This is a genomic window from Bradyrhizobium sp. WYCCWR 13022, from assembly GCF_030435535.1.
Taxonomy (GTDB): domain Bacteria; phylum Pseudomonadota; class Alphaproteobacteria; order Rhizobiales; family Xanthobacteraceae; genus Bradyrhizobium.
Window position 1 is genome coordinate 767,130 of record NZ_JAUIZJ010000002.1, and the last position, 13,386, is coordinate 780,515.

At 65.4% G+C, this 13,386-nt stretch carries 16 protein-coding genes; 7 read left to right on the forward strand and 9 right to left on the reverse strand.

All coding sequences use genetic code 11. The features are described 5' to 3' along the window. Positions 1 to 36: 36 nt before the first annotated feature. Positions 37 to 1,017, reverse strand: coding sequence for an SH3 domain-containing protein (locus QY049_RS04780; protein ID WP_194476172.1), 981 nt, complete (start codon positions 1,015 to 1,017; stop codon positions 37 to 39). Between the two features lie 140 nt (positions 1,018 to 1,157). Further along, positions 1,158 to 3,080 (reverse strand): FAD-binding monooxygenase, encoded by a 1,923-nt coding sequence (locus QY049_RS04785; RefSeq protein WP_301269097.1) that lies wholly within the window; start codon positions 3,078 to 3,080, stop codon positions 1,158 to 1,160. Positions 3,081 to 3,185: 105 nt separating this feature from the next. Between QY049_RS04785 and QY049_RS04790 the strand changes: the two genes are divergently transcribed. Both QY049_RS04790 and QY049_RS04795 read left to right on the forward strand, forming a co-directional pair. After that, on the forward strand, positions 3,186 to 3,650 hold the full coding sequence (locus QY049_RS04790) for a MarR family winged helix-turn-helix transcriptional regulator (protein WP_194476174.1): 465 nt from the start codon (positions 3,186 to 3,188) through the stop codon (positions 3,648 to 3,650). A 119-nt stretch (positions 3,651 to 3,769) separates the two neighbouring features. Continuing rightward, a complete protein-coding gene (locus tag QY049_RS04795; RefSeq protein ID WP_301269098.1) occupies positions 3,770 to 4,204 on the forward strand; it encodes a hypothetical protein in 435 nt (144 codons plus the stop codon). A gap of 6 nt (positions 4,205 to 4,210) precedes the next feature. On the opposite strand, the gene QY049_RS04800 is transcribed toward QY049_RS04795, so the two are convergent. From QY049_RS04800 to QY049_RS04810, 3 genes are all read right to left on the reverse strand, one after another. Then, a complete protein-coding gene (locus QY049_RS04800) occupies positions 4,211 to 4,372 on the reverse strand; it encodes a hypothetical protein (RefSeq protein ID WP_194476176.1) in 162 nt (53 codons plus the stop codon). Positions 4,373 to 4,398: 26 nt separating this feature from the next. Continuing rightward, positions 4,399 to 5,379 carry a hypothetical protein gene (locus QY049_RS04805; RefSeq protein ID WP_301269099.1) on the reverse strand — a complete coding sequence of 327 codons (981 nt, stop codon included), beginning with the start codon at positions 5,377 to 5,379 and terminating at the stop codon, positions 4,399 to 4,401. 84 nt (positions 5,380 to 5,463) lie between these two features. After that, a complete protein-coding gene (locus tag QY049_RS04810) occupies positions 5,464 to 6,060 on the reverse strand; it encodes a L,D-transpeptidase (protein WP_194476178.1) in 597 nt (198 codons plus the stop codon). Positions 6,061 to 6,401: 341 nt separating this feature from the next. On the opposite strand from QY049_RS04810, the gene QY049_RS04815 reads away from it, so the two are divergent. Further along, positions 6,402 to 7,400 carry a hypothetical protein gene (locus QY049_RS04815; RefSeq protein WP_301269100.1) on the forward strand — a complete coding sequence of 333 codons (999 nt, stop codon included), beginning with the start codon at positions 6,402 to 6,404 and terminating at the stop codon, positions 7,398 to 7,400. 380 nt (positions 7,401 to 7,780) lie between these two features. Beyond that, a complete protein-coding gene (locus tag QY049_RS04820; RefSeq protein WP_194476180.1) occupies positions 7,781 to 8,011 on the forward strand; it encodes a hypothetical protein in 231 nt (76 codons plus the stop codon). Here the strand turns inward: QY049_RS04820 and QY049_RS04825 are convergent, their stop codons facing one another. Continuing rightward, positions 8,012 to 8,797 (reverse strand): SDR family NAD(P)-dependent oxidoreductase, encoded by a 786-nt coding sequence (locus QY049_RS04825; RefSeq protein WP_301269101.1) that lies wholly within the window; start codon positions 8,795 to 8,797, stop codon positions 8,012 to 8,014. Between the two features lie 128 nt (positions 8,798 to 8,925). Here QY049_RS04825 and QY049_RS04830 point away from each other — a divergent pair, with 128 nt between their 5' ends. The 3 genes from QY049_RS04830 (at position 8,926) to QY049_RS04840 (ending at position 11,916) form a co-directional block, all read left to right on the forward strand. Next, positions 8,926 to 9,318 (forward strand): hypothetical protein, encoded by a 393-nt coding sequence (locus QY049_RS04830; RefSeq protein ID WP_194476182.1) that lies wholly within the window; start codon positions 8,926 to 8,928, stop codon positions 9,316 to 9,318. A gap of 101 nt (positions 9,319 to 9,419) precedes the next feature. Next, a complete protein-coding gene (locus QY049_RS04835; protein ID WP_258761895.1) occupies positions 9,420 to 9,668 on the forward strand; it encodes a hypothetical protein in 249 nt (82 codons plus the stop codon). A gap of 136 nt (positions 9,669 to 9,804) precedes the next feature. Beyond that, on the forward strand, positions 9,805 to 11,916 hold the full coding sequence (locus tag QY049_RS04840; RefSeq protein ID WP_301269102.1) for a PAS domain-containing protein: 2,112 nt from the start codon (positions 9,805 to 9,807) through the stop codon (positions 11,914 to 11,916). A 19-nt stretch (positions 11,917 to 11,935) separates the two neighbouring features. Here QY049_RS04840 and QY049_RS04845 read toward each other — a convergent pair whose 3' ends face one another. From QY049_RS04845 to minD, 3 genes are all read right to left on the reverse strand, one after another. Then, a complete protein-coding gene (locus tag QY049_RS04845; protein WP_301269103.1) occupies positions 11,936 to 12,121 on the reverse strand; it encodes a hypothetical protein in 186 nt (61 codons plus the stop codon). A gap of 161 nt (positions 12,122 to 12,282) precedes the next feature. Next, positions 12,283 to 12,564, reverse strand: coding sequence for a cell division topological specificity factor MinE (minE, locus tag QY049_RS04850; protein WP_100175708.1), 282 nt, complete (start codon positions 12,562 to 12,564; stop codon positions 12,283 to 12,285). Continuing rightward, positions 12,561 to 13,376, reverse strand: a complete 816-nt coding sequence (gene minD / locus QY049_RS04855; protein ID WP_194476186.1) for a septum site-determining protein MinD — start codon at positions 13,374 to 13,376, stop codon at positions 12,561 to 12,563. The genes minE and minD overlap by 4 nt, the downstream gene beginning before the upstream one ends. Positions 13,377 to 13,386 lie beyond the last annotated feature (10 nt).

Sequence of the window (13,386 nt, forward strand, 5' to 3'; positions counted from 1 at the left end):
AGCCCGGCGCAAGGGCCGGGCTTTCGTTGGCAAATGCTAGTGCTTCTCGTGACCGCCGCCGGGGCCGCCACCGTGCGGAGCGGCATTGACGTGCGGCGCGCCACCGCCACCGCCCGGATGCGGCATCGCGGGGGCGGGCGCGGCCGCACGCGGTGCCGGCATCTGTGCATGCGCATTCATCGGCGGCCCATGGCTGACATTTGGCTGAGCCATGTGTGGCATCGCAGGCCGGGCGGCGGGCGCAGCGGACATCCGCGGCGCTTCATGTGCACGGGCCATCGGTTGCGCCCGCACAGCGGTCCGGGCAGCGTTCGGCTCGTGCATCATGCGCGCCTGCGCATCACGGGGGTTGCGCACCTGCACCGCAGCGCGCTCATGCGCGATGCGCTCGCTCCGCCCGGCGCCGGCACGGTCGGCCGTCACGGCAGCATCGCGCTTCGTGATCGCAGCGTCGTGCCGTGCCGTTGCAGCATCACGCCCGGAGATCGCCGCGGCGCCGTTGACATGGCCCTTGCCGTGGATGCCCTCCCGTCCCAGCGCGACCGCAGCGTCACGCGTTGCCGCGCGGCCGATACGCGCGGCGCGCGGATCGATCGTCATCCGCGTCGCGAAACGCTCATGCGAGGTCCAGTAACTATTCCAGTAGGCGTGACGGCGATACCAGGGACGTCCCTCGTAATAGCTCGACCAGTACGAGCTCAGCACGAACGGAACGACGGGTACGTCGACTTCGTCGACATAATCAGGCAGATAGACGTAGTGATTGCGGTAGAGATATTCGAGATATTGCGACGACACCCAGCCGCGGTCGTCGGAGAAGCTCACGTCACACCAGGCATTGCCGCGCAGGCAACCATGGATGTTGACGCGGGCGCCCTCGGGGACCCGATCGACCAGGGGAAAGCCCGCCCCGGGACCGGCGCGCAGGCCGGTGGAGACGGTGACGACACCGGGCGCGGCCAGTGCGGCCGTCGGTGCAAGCAGCAATGCTGCAACTAAAGCGGTTCTCAGTCTCATGGCGTAATCCTCCTTTGAAAGGCGGAACGCGCGAGCAGATTAAAGCGTTCCGCTCGCGATCGCCGCATCAGCCAAAAGATTGAGATGCACGCCGTGCACAGAGTTCGATATTCATCCGCCGTTCATCGGCGGAGCACGCGTCAGTTCACCTGCAGCATGAAGCCGTCGAAGTATGCCGCGAGCCCCGCAAAATCATGGAGCGGCAGCACCTGCGCGACGTATTGATCGGGCCGCACCACGACCATGCAGCCGGTCTTCCGATCGATCCCGCGCATCCCGAAAACGTCGTGGCCGCCCTTGAGGTCCGGACAGAACATCTTTTCGTAATCGAGCAAACCGTAGCGTCCTTTGCGCGGCAGCAGCGGCGCGGGCATCGCCTCGATCGCGAGTTCGCGATGGTCCTGCTGGAATACGGCACGCAGATCGATCACGGAATCGATGTCGGCGCCGGGGGGGGTGTAGCGCCTGAGCGGGGATTCCCTGGCTTCGGCGAGGAAGTTGCACAGCGCGCGAATGGCCGAACTCGACGCTGCGGGATTCTCAGCGGGGGAAAATGCAAAGATCCGGAAGCGTCCGTCAGCTTGCGCCGCGTGGCCGAGATGCATCGGCCTGGCATCTCCAAGCCGGATGACAGGCGCGGAATGGAAACGCTTGCCGATGACGAAGCCTTGCGCGAGATGCTGATGCGAAGCTGCGCCGGTGAGGATCGACGGCGTGTAATGCGTCGCGGTGCCCGCGGTGTAGCGGCCATGCCTGACGAAATAGTCCTGCGTCTTCGCTGCGTCGGCGCCGCCGGCCTTGGCCGCGGAAGCGAGAATGCCCGCCCATTCGCGATCGAAATCGATGAGCTCCTTGGCCACCGCTTGCCGCTCCGCCGAATAGGAATGCAGCAGGCGTGGGGCGCACCGCTTGCGGAGAACGGCGGCGAGCTTCCAGCCGAGATTGAAGGCGTCCTGCATCGAGACGTTCATGCCCTGCCCGGCCTTCGGGCTGTGGGTGTGGCAGGCATCGCCGGCGATGAAGATGCGCGGCAGACGCGAAGCGATCTCGGTCTCCGGCACGTCGTCGAACTTGTCGGTCAGGCGCTGTCCGATCTCGTAGACCGACCACCAGGCGATCTCCTTCACCTCGAGCGTATGCGGTTGCAGGATCCGCTGCGCTTTCGCAATCACGTCGTCGGCCGTGATGTTGCGGTTGGCGACGCGCTCGCCGACATCGAGCTTCGCCAGTTCGACATAGAGGCGGACCATGTAGCCGCCCTCGCGTGGGATGATGAGAAGACTGCCGTCCTTCGTCGACTGGATGAGGGACTTGAAACGGATGTCAGGAAAATCGGTCACCGCCAGCACGTCCATCACGCCCCAGGCGTGGTTGGCGGAATCGCCATGAAGTTCGCGGCCGATCGATTTGCGCACCGTGCTTCGCGCACCGTCGCAACCGACGACGTAACGCGCCTTGATGGTCTCGACGTTGCCCTCGTCAGCACCGTCGACGCGTTCGATGCGCACCGTCACGGCATGATCGGCAGGCCCCGCGGCCGGATCGACCTGCAGGTCGAGCAGACGTCTTCCGTAATACGGCTCGAGCTTGGCCGGTGATTTACGCATGACGTCGAGGAAACCGTCGTGGATGCGCGCCTGGTTGAGGATGACGTGCGGGAATTCCGACAGACCGTCCTCGACATCCTGAACCCGGCCGCTGCGGATGATCTTCTCCGGCGCCCGCTCGTCCGGCTTCCAGAACGTTGTCTCGTTGACCCAATAGGCTTCCTTCAACACGCGCTCGCTGAAGCCGTAGGCGTGGAACATTTCCATGGTGCGGCAGGCAATGCCGTCAGCCTGGCCGACCGTAAGCCGGCCCGGCTTCTGCTCGACAATGCAGGTCTTGATGTCACCGAATTGCGCAAGCTGGGCCGCAAGCGTCAGGCCCGCCGGGCCGCAGCCGACGATGAGGACATCGACCTCGCCGGGCACTGCGCCAACGGCGCCCGGAGCCTGAATGCGCTCGGCGGGATCGGCGATCTCAGGATCGCCCGGCTGGAATCCATTGAGATGGAATTGCATGAGCACCTCTCCCGGAAAACGTTCTGTTTGGATATTGCTCAGTATGCTGACTATCAGTATACTTGTCAATCATCCACTCCCTCCCTGCATCTTGAGGAGAATTCGGTGAGCGAACCCAACGACATGCCAGGCCACTTGGCGCGCCGGTTCCAGCAGATCGCCGTGGCCGTGTTTCTGGCCGAAGTGGAAGAGGCCGGCTTCGACCTCACCCCGGTGCAATATGCGGCGCTTGCGACCATCAAGGCCAATCCGGGCCTGGACCAGGTCACGCTCGCCGGCCTGATCGCCTATGACCGCACCACCATCACCGGTGTGGTCGATCGGCTGGTGCAGAAGGGCCTTGCCGAGCGCCGCGCCAGTTCGCGCGACCGCCGCGCCCGCGAGCTCGAGATTACCGACGAGGGCCGCCGTACGCTGCGCAAGATCACACCGGCCGTCGAATCCGCGCAAGCGATCATGCTGCGCGGTCTCAGCGCCAAGGAGGGCGAGGAGCTGATGCGGCTGCTGCGCAAGGCCATCGCCGCCGGCAACGAGCTCAGCCGTGCGCCCTTGCGCGAGGCGCAGGCCTGAGCGGCACTCTGCACGTATTTGTCGCAGTGCTGCGAAACCTGGAACTAACCTTCGGCTGTTACGGTCGGCGTCAATTCCGCGCTTAACGCGCAATTAACTTTGCCGGTTTGGAGTTTCGGATGTTCAGGTTCGTTGTTGCGACCGCAGTCATCGTACTGTCCGCCGGCCATGCGCTCGCGAACGGCCACGGCGGCAGTGAAGCCCCTCCTCCGCCGAAGCCCGACGCGACGATCGCGCCCGCGAAGGTGATCCTGACCAAGCAGGGTCCCAAGCTCGTCGATCTCAAGGGGATGACGCTCTACACTTACGAGCGCGATACCACCGGCAAGACGTCGAACTGCAACGGCAAGTGCACCCAGAGCTGGGTGCCGCTCGCCGCAACCGCCGAAGCCAAGGCCATCGGCGACTTCACCGTGATCGACCGCGAAGACGGCAGCAAGATGTGGGCGTATCGCTATCGCCCGCTCTACACCTCGCCGGCCGACAAGGCGCCGGGCGATGCCAACGGCAACGCCACGACGCTGCAATGGCGCATCGCGCGGCCCGAAAATTGAGCTCTGCTAGCGCGCCAGGTCAGTCGGGACCGGCTTCCAGACCGGTATCTTCGCGCTCGGCTGAAGCGGTTTGACTTCCGCGTTCACCACCACCGGTCCGGTCAAGAACCAGACCGCTGCCACGGCCGTGATCGCCACCGCTACGCCAAAAGCTGCAAACCCCTTCATCTTTCCGTCCCTTCCGTCTCTGGCACTCAGTTGCTGAGAACGACGCCGTGCTGATGGCGCGACGGATGATCGGCGCCGACCAGCGAGTCCGGATCGGCAACGATCACCACCTCCGGCAAAGGCACCGGCTCGAGGCCGGCGAAGCGGCGATACAGCGCGCCCATGATGGCCCCGCAGAAGGCTGCCGGCACCAGCAGGGCAGCGAAGACCGGCACGACCAGCACCAGCAACAGCGCGCAGCCGAATGCCGCCACGCCTCCGATCGCCGCGTACTGCCACGCGCTGCGGCGGCTCATCGCGCGCGCGATGTGGTGCACGCAGAGCATGAAGATGCACGACGGAATAACCGAAATCACGATCATGACCATGAAGGTCTGCGCCGGGATCACGGCCGCGAAGATATGGGCGGTGCTCTTGTCCGCGAAACCGTTCATCAGGAGCGGCATCAGCGTATAGGGCAGAAGCGTTGCAAGCACGGTCGGCATCAGGGCGGCAATCGCAATCCCCGCAACCGACGTGCGGACGCGCACCGGTCCGTCGAAGACCCTTGGCGGAGCCGCCGGCGTGCCGGCGGCGGCCGCACCGGTTGCGCCCAAAACCGGGCTCAGGCCGGCGAACTGGCCATAGAGGAAACCGCCGAACATTCCCGCGATTGTCGGCAACAGACCGATCGTCACCACCGCGCCGTCGCCGGGCGCGGCCAGCTGGATGTGGTTGCGGACCGCGACGCAGTAGCTTGCGGCGGCCACGATGCCGCCCATCAGGCCATAGGCGAGACGGCTCGATATCGTCCACTGCCGCAGCACGATGTGCCCGGCGAACAGAAAGGCTGCATTGATCGCCATGCGGCCCGCGAAGAACGCCAGGATCTGGTCCGGCGCAGGCACGCCGGTGGGATCGGTCACCTGCCCGCCCGCGATGGCGAAGGCCATCAGCACGGCTTCGACGATGGCCAGCGGAATCAGCGCGGCGAACAGCGCGCGCGGCGAGTTCTTGACGACATGCATGCGAGCAACCCCTTGCTCGCTGCACGCTAGACGCGAAGCGTTACGGCCTGCGCAAGACAATGCCTAAAATTGTCGGCAAGCCCGTCACCCGCGCCAGTTGGGGCCCGTCTCGATCTGCGCGCTCTGGCCCGGCGGCAGCACCACGACGGTCGCGTCGAGCTTCACGCGATCGAACAGATCGATCACGTCCTCGTTGCGCATCCGGATGCAACCCGACGAGATTGCCTGCCCGATATATTCCGGCTGGTTGGTGCCGTGGATGCGGTAGAGCGTGTCCTTGTTGCCGACATAGAGATAGATGCCGCGTGCGCCCAGCGGATTGGCCGGACCACCGGGAACGCGCGCCGGATACGGCCCGAGCCGCGCCTGGATTTCCGGCGTCGGCACCCAGTCCGGCCATTCCGCAAGGCGTCCAACGCGCGCAACGCCCGAGAAGGCCATCGCCTCCTCGCCGACCGCCACGCCATAGCGGATCGCCTTGCCGTCGGGCAGGACGTAGTAGAGGTAGCGCGCATCGGTATCGACCAGGATCGTGCCCGGCTGCTCCTTGCGCGGATAATCGACGATGTGACGGAGATATTGCTCGGGCACGCTCGCCTGCGCGTAAGGCGCGTGCGCGAGCAACTGCCGGTCGCGCGGCGTCATGCTCGCGTCCGTCGACGGCGAGAGTGTCGTCTGCATGCAGCCGCCAAGCGGCAGCAAGGCAACGACGAACCAAGCGAGTCTAGATTTTGGCACCACCGGCCCCCCGATAGCGGATAGCAGCGCCCCCAGCAGAGCGAGATGCTGCCCAAATCGTGCTGAAAACAAGGCAATGCGGAACACGTGACCGTGTCCGGCCGGTCCGGTTCCATCACCACATCTGGCGGAAGACGGCCGCGATGTCTCCATCGCCTCGCCTTGCTTTGGTCAAACGCGGCTGGACTCGTGCGCCATCGGGCCAGCCTCGTCGGATGTGGATGGGCTCACGCAACGGATCGGCTCGCGCCAATGCGAACGACCAAGGGGTCAAAGGAGCTGCGATGCTCGCGACGTTGAACAGCCGGCAAATCGTTGATGAGATCGTGAAGGACACGGTCAAGGACAATGACCCGCATGACGCGGTGCAGATTTCAACCGACGTGATCAGGGCATCGCGCACCGGCAGCGAGGCGCCAACGCTGGCACCGGAGTTCACGGCTCGCCCCGAGCCGAAATTCGGGCCCGAGCCCAAAGTGACGATGGAGCCGAAGCTCAGCCCCGCGCCGGAGCCGCAAGCAGTTGTGCCCTCGGTCGACACTGCCGTGCGCATGACCGCGAGCGATGATCACATCAGGCCGAAGCGATCGGCCGCCGGCAGGTGGCTGCGCGGCGCCTTCGTGACGTTCGTGTTCGCGGGCGGCAGCGCCGCTGCCACGGTCGCCTGGGAGAAGCACGGCGACACCGCGACCAGGATGCTCGCCGAATGGACACCGGCGCTGGCGTCGCTGCTGCCCTCGCCATCGCAGACGACACCGGTCGCGGCCGCACAGGCCGCGCCGCCGGCTGCGCCGGATCAGACCGTCGATCAAGCTTCAACGCCGCCCGCGACGATGCCGGTTGCGACGGACGCAGCCGCGCCAGCAGCAACGCAAGCCGATGCCGCGCCATCGGTGGAATCGATGACGCGCGACATGGCCGCGATGGCGCAGCAGATCGAGCAGCTCAAGGCGAACATCGCCGAGTTGAAGGCCGGTCAGGAGCAGATGGCGCGGGAGATGGCAAAGCCCCCTGCGCCAAAGCCGGTGGCTGAAGCGCGACCGCCGGTCAATCCGCCCACGCGTGTATCTGCACTGCCGCAGCGACCTCCGGCGCCCAAGCAGCCGGTTCGCAAACCGAAACCGGTCGTGTCGCACACCTATATGCCGGCCTACTCGCCGCCGCCCGCACCTCCGCCGCCGCCTTCGCAGGCTGCCGCTGTCCCACCGCCACCGGTCGCAACGACGCAAGCCGTTGCCGACGATGACGGACCCGTCGTGCGTCCGCCGATGCCGGTGCATTAGAGCTGCGTCGAGAGATCTGCCTCGAATGACGACGCAAGCTGTCCGACTCGATGCGGTCGGTTGAGTCCGTGCAACTACGGTGATGCGTCGCTCGCGCAAAGAGAAAAGGCCGTCGGGATCTATGCCGCCGGCCTTCTCTTGCAGCTGCCGGTTCCCGGAGCCCGGTTCTGCTGCAATTCCATGCCTCATGATCAGGCCGACACATTTAATAAAATCTTAAGGCGCGCGAACGATGCACATCATTTCTGCGCCATAAGCACAGAGATTACGCGCTCCGTTCATCGGCTGGATATCGACTCAGTGGTACGATCCAGCATGTCTTGAAGACTTCCGTTGAAGGCTTCTTTCGAGACATTGGGTCGTCACACCGGGGAATTCGGATGCCTTACTATTCCTTCGATCTCGTTGACGGTGAAGAGTTCAAGAACCAGGGCGGAATCATCCTCGAGGGTATCGAGGTCGCTTCCGATCGCGCCGTTCAACTGGCCAGCGAGCTGTCACAGGTGAAGCCTGAGTTGCAGCGGAAGGGTTGCGCCGTGCGCGTCACCGATCGCGATCACAACGAAGTCTATCGCACGCCGCTCGATCCCGTGCCGGCCTGGCGTCGCTAGCTACTCGCCGACGTCAGGCGCTTCGAACCAGTTCGTCAGCGACAATCCGCCGTCGACGACGAAAGCTGCGCCGGTGACGTAGCCGGAGAGCTTGTTCGACAGCACGGTAAGCGCGACAGGCACGAGGTCGCCTGCCTCGCCGAGACGCCCGAGCGGAATGTGCTTCGCCAGCGAAGCATCCGCGACGAATCCGCCGGCCGCGATCGCCCCCGGCACCAGCGCGTTGACGCGGATGCCGTGACGGCCGAACGTCTTCGCAAGCTCCTTCACCAGCATCGCCATCCCCGCCTTCGCCGTCGAGTAGTGCGGCAGGTTGCGCGGCGTGCCCGCATGCAGCGACGTCAGAAACAGGAATGAGCCCGATCGTTTCGCCGCGATCAGCCGCTTTGCGATCTCGCGCGCCAGATGAAAGCCGGCTTCGAGATTGACGGCGTGCATCTCCTGCCATGTCCGGCGATCGACCGCGAGCGCGTGATCGGCCTCACGCCGCGGCGGAGAGGCACTGTGCACGAAATGCGTGACCCCGCTGAGATCGACATCGGCGGCCGCAAGCAGCTCGTCGCACGCCTCCAGTCTGGAGAGATCGCCGATCCAGGGCAGCGCCAGGCCGGGAGTCTTGCTCGCGCTGATGGCGGCCTTTACCCGCTCGGCATTCACATCGGCAAACAGCGTCCTGACACCCTCCCCGACCAGGCCCAGCGCGATGGCGCGGCCGATGCCGTTGCCGGCACCGGTGACGAGCGCCCGGTCGTGCGCAGGATCGAACGGCGTGCTGAACAGGCTCATGGCGTTCTCCGGAGGCCGGGGACAGCTAATCTAGCGCGCCCCACGAACTGGCGACAATCGGCCCCGGCAACCATTGCGGAGCGGCGCGCCGGACGATAGCCTCCCCAAAAAACGAGGAGGACCCAAGGATGCGCTACCCCTTGCTGATGGCAGGCCTGTTGCTGATCGCAGCTCCCGCCCAGGCGGCTGACGACCACACGCGCTCGACCTATGTGACGATGGTCTTGCAGGCCTTTGCCGCCAAGGTCGAATGCCCCAATACGGACGTCGTCTATCAGGATCTGGTGCAGAAGGCGCAGCAGATGCAGCTGCCCGACGGGACCACCGAACAGGTTCGCAAGGCCATTGCCTGGATGCACACCGGCGGCAAGATGGGCGAGAAGCAGGCCGACGACGTCATGGCGGAGGTTGCAGTCGCGACCCAGATGACCGATCTCGACCAGCGCCGGCTCGGCATGAGCAATTGGTGCGAGAAACAGAAGACCAGCCTTGCCGGCCTGATCCGCAGCAAGGGCAGTTAGGCCTTTCTCACCGTTAAGGACGCTGGGACGGAACCTGCGTCCCGGCCCATAATCGTCACATTCCTGGCCAGCATGCGGGCGTCTTAAATCTGGAGAATCCCATGCGGATCGCTCATTTCGTCTTCGCCGGCGTACTCGTGGCGAGCGCCGCGCTGGCCGCGCCAGCGCTGGCGAAGAACTACAAGGCCCAGAAGGGCGAGGACAAGGAGACCTCGTCGTCGTGCAGCGCCTATCAGCAGGCGCCGGACGGATCGTGGGAGCAGCTCCCCTGCAACGAGACCGGCGAGCGGGCGCAACCACAAACCCACCACAAGCCGGTGACGCCGGGCGCCGACCAGGGCGAGCGCTAAGCCCAACGCGCGAGCGGGAACCGGCCGGCTTCATCAGGGTTGAGCCCGGCAGCTTGCCGCGGTCCGTAGGCCGATTAAAGTGCCGTGGGCAGGGCTGAGGAGTAGCCCTCTGTAAACGCCAACCCCGCGAGCGCTTGTGGATTCGATCGAGTTTGATGACCTGCAACGCCGCCTGAAGGCGCTTGAGGAGGAAAACGCACGCCTCAAGGCGCAGGGCATCGCCGTCGTCAGCGAGCGGCAAAAGGCGGAGTCAGCGCTCGCCGAAAGCGAGGAGCGCTATCGGACGCTGTTCAACTCGATCGACGAAGGCTTTTGCATCATCGAATTCTTCGATGGTCCGCACGGCCCGCTCAGCGACTACATCCACGTCGAGGCCAATCCCGCCTACACCCAGCATGCCGGCATTCCCAACGTCGTCGGGCAGAAGGTCCGCGAGATGGTGCCTGCCGAGGCGGACGGCTGGGTGGAGCTTTATGGTGGTGTCCTGCGTACCGGTATACCGATCCGCTTCGAGCGCGAGCTGGTTGCGACCCGGCGCTACCTCGAATTGGCCGCCTTCCGGGTCGAGCCGGCCAGCCGCAAGCAGGTCGCGGTGCTGTTCCAGGACATCACCGCGCGGAAGCGCGCCGAAGTCGAGCTTCAGCGTCTCAACGAGACGCTGGAGGCGCGCGTGGTCGCAGCGCTTGCGGAACGCAAGCTGATGGCCGACATCGTCGAGGGCACCAACGCCTTCGTGCAGGTCGTCGATCCCGATTTCCGCTGGCTCGCCATCAACGGCGCCTCGGCCGAGGAATTTCACCGCATCTACGGCATCATGCCGAAGGTTGGTGACGACATGCTTGAGCTTCTGAAGGACCAGCCGGAGCATCGCGACGCCATTAGCGCCGTCTGGTCCAGAGCTCTTGCGGGTGAGGAATTCGTCGAGATCGGCGAATTCGGCGATCCCCGGCGCACCCGCCGATCCTACGAGATGCGCTTCAATTGCCTGCGCGATGGCGAAGGCCGGCTCATCGGCGCCTATCAGTTCGTCTACGACGTCACCGAGCGCCTGAAGGAGCAGGAACGCCTGCGTCAGGCCGAAGAGGCGCTGCGCCAGTCGCAGAAGATGGAAGCGGTCGGCCAGTTGACCGGCGGCATCGCGCACGACTTCAACAATCTGCTCACCGGCATCACCGGCTCGCTGGAGCTGCTGCAGACCCGACTCGGCCAGGGACGCGTCAAGGAGATCGACCGCTACGTGACCGCTGCCCAAGGCGCAGCCCGGCGCGCAGCGGCCCTCACCCACCGCCTGCTCGCCTTCTCGCGGCGGCAGACGCTCGATCCGAGGCCCACCGACCTGAACCGGCTCGTGATGGGCATGGAGGAATTGATCCGCCGCACCGTCGGACCCGAGATCGCGCTGGAGGTCGTCACCGCGGGCGGATTGTGGGCGACGCTGATCGACGCCTCGCAGCTCGAAAACGCGCTGCTCAATCTCTGCATCAATGCCCGCGACGCGATGCCCGGGGGTGGCCGCATCACTATCGAAACCGCCAATCGCTGGCTCGACGAGCATGGCGCCGGCGAACGCGATCTCGAACCCGGGCAATACGTCTCGCTGTGCGTCACCGACACCGGGACCGGCATGGCGCCCGACGTGATCGAGCGCGCCTTCGATCCGTTCTTCACCACCAGGCCGATGGGCCAGGGCACCGGGCTCGGTCTGTCGATGGTCTACGGCTTCGTGCGGCAATCCGGCGGCCAGGTGCGCATTTATTCGGAGGTCGGCCAGGGCACCACCATGTGCCTCTATCTGCCGCGCCATTACGGCAGGGAGACCGAGAAGCCCTCGGCACTCGTCAGCAAGAGCACGGTGCGCCCGCGGGCGAGCCACACGATCCTGATCGTCGATGACGAGCCGTCGATCCGCATGCTGCTGACGGACGCGCTGGAGGAAATCGGCTTTGACGTCATCGAGGCGCATGACGGCCCGACCGGCCTGAAGATCCTGCAATCGGACGCGACCATCGACCTGCTCATCACCGATGTCGGCCTGCCCGGCGGCATGAATGGCCGCCAGCTCGCCGATGCGGCGCGCGCGACCAAGCCTGAACTCAAGGTGCTGTTCATCACCGGCTATGCGGAGAACGCGATCATCGGCAACGGCCAGCTCGCGCCGGGCATGCAAGTGCTGACCAAGCCGTTCGTCGTCGAGGCGCTGGCGGGCCGCGTGCTCGATATGATCAAGGACGGAACCGGGCCGGGCTGACGGATCCGGTTCCAGCGCGTCAGCTATGGGCCGGTCCGCGCATGATCTTCATGGCGTCGGCGATGTGGCGCCACTCCTTGGCCTCTTCGGCATCGCCGCGGCCTTCGCAAGCCTGGGCCTGTTCGGAGGCCTTCGCAATCGCAGCGAAACCATGCTGTTCCAGCATCTGCCGGGCGACGGTGTGAACCTGGACCTCGGACATCATGGGCGCTTCTCCGGATTTGACGATACCGCGGAGCCTGGCTCACGCGGGTCTCGGACAACGATTTCGCTGCAGATCCCGTTCCACCATGCACGCAAAACAAAGGCGGCCCGCCGTGCCCGGCGGACCGCCTTCACCCACCCCAAAGTCTTCGGCCGCGCCCCCTACGCGACCGCCACTTTCTTGCGCTCGAAGTCGTTGGGCACCTCGATGTCGACCTCGAGGGTCGAAACCTCGTCGCCGCGCTCGAGCCTCACGATCACCTTGGTCGGATCGAGCGTCACGTGCCTGGAGACGACGGCGAGAATTTCCTCACGCAGCACACCGAGCAGATCGGGCTGGCCGCGCATTCCGCGTTCATGGGCCAACAGGATCTGCAGCCGTTCGCGAGCGACGGGTGCGGACGCCTTGTTGCCGCGGAGGAGCCGGAGCAGACCCATGCTCATGCAGCCCTCCGTCGCAGCAGACGATCCATGAAGCCCTTGCGCTCGGTCGGCACCTGCATGGCGACGGTCTCGCCGCAGAGCCGCCGCGCTGCGTCGATATAGGCCCGCGCGGGGGCGCCATCGGCGTTCGACAGCGTCACCGGCGTGCCGACGTTGGAGGCGCGCAGCACGTCCTGGCTCTCGGGAATGATGCCCAGCAAGGGCGTCGCGAGGATTTCCAGGATGTCGTCGATGGTCAGCATCTCGCCGCGCGCGGCGCGCGAGGGATCGTAGCGGGTGATGAGAATGTGCTTCTCGACGCGCTCGCCCTTCTCGGCCCGCACGGTCTTAGAATCGAGCATGCCGATGATGCGATCGGAATCGCGCACCGAGGAGACTTCCGGATTGGTGACGATCACGGCTTCATCCGCAAAGCGCATCGCCATCGAGGCGCCGCGCTCGATGCCGGCCGGGCTGTCGCAGATCACCCAGTCGAAACGGCTGCGCAGGTCGGCGATGACCTTGCCGACGCCCTCTTCCGTCAGCGCGTCCTTGTCGCGGGTTTGCGAGGCCGGCAGCAGCCAGAGGTTCTCCAGCCGCTTGTCCTTGATCAGCGCCTGCGGGAGTTTTGCAACGCCCTGCACCACGTTGATCAGGTCGAACACCACGCGGCGTTCGGCGCCCATCACGAGATCGAGGTTGCGCAGGCCGACGTCGAAATCGACGACGACGACCTTGTCGCCGCGTTGCGCCAGCGCAGCCCCCAGTGCGGCGGTCGTCGTCGTCTTGCCGACGCCGCCCTTGCCTGATGTCACGACCAGTACCTTGGCCATCTCAAATATC

Coding starts and splice junctions, on each gene's coding strand:
- QY049_RS04805 (WP_301269099.1), bottom strand. CDS start 5,379: ATGCATGTCGTCAAGAACTCGCCGCGCGCGCTGTTCGCCGCGCTGATT.
- minD (WP_194476186.1), bottom strand. CDS start 13,376: ATGGCCAAGGTACTGGTCGTGACATCAGGCAAGGGCGGCGTCGGCAAG.
- QY049_RS04800 (WP_194476176.1), bottom strand. CDS start 4,372: ATGAAGGGGTTTGCAGCTTTTGGCGTAGCGGTGGCGATCACGGCCGTG.
- QY049_RS04845 (WP_301269103.1), bottom strand. CDS start 12,121: ATGATGTCCGAGGTCCAGGTTCACACCGTCGCCCGGCAGATGCTGGAA.
- minE (WP_100175708.1), bottom strand. CDS start 12,564: ATGAGCATGGGTCTGCTCCGGCTCCTCCGCGGCAACAAGGCGTCCGCA.
- QY049_RS04780 (WP_194476172.1), bottom strand. CDS start 1,017: ATGAGACTGAGAACCGCTTTAGTTGCAGCATTGCTGCTTGCACCGACG.
- QY049_RS04835 (WP_258761895.1), top strand. CDS start 9,420: ATGCGGATCGCTCATTTCGTCTTCGCCGGCGTACTCGTGGCGAGCGCC.
- QY049_RS04795 (WP_301269098.1), top strand. CDS start 3,770: ATGTTCAGGTTCGTTGTTGCGACCGCAGTCATCGTACTGTCCGCCGGC.
- QY049_RS04810 (WP_194476178.1), bottom strand. CDS start 6,060: ATGCAGACGACACTCTCGCCGTCGACGGACGCGAGCATGACGCCGCGC.
- QY049_RS04785 (WP_301269097.1), bottom strand. CDS start 3,080: ATGCAATTCCATCTCAATGGATTCCAGCCGGGCGATCCTGAGATCGCC.
- QY049_RS04825 (WP_301269101.1), bottom strand. CDS start 8,797: ATGAGCCTGTTCAGCACGCCGTTCGATCCTGCGCACGACCGGGCGCTC.
- QY049_RS04815 (WP_301269100.1), top strand. CDS start 6,402: ATGCTCGCGACGTTGAACAGCCGGCAAATCGTTGATGAGATCGTGAAG.
- QY049_RS04820 (WP_194476180.1), top strand. CDS start 7,781: ATGCCTTACTATTCCTTCGATCTCGTTGACGGTGAAGAGTTCAAGAAC.
- QY049_RS04830 (WP_194476182.1), top strand. CDS start 8,926: ATGCGCTACCCCTTGCTGATGGCAGGCCTGTTGCTGATCGCAGCTCCC.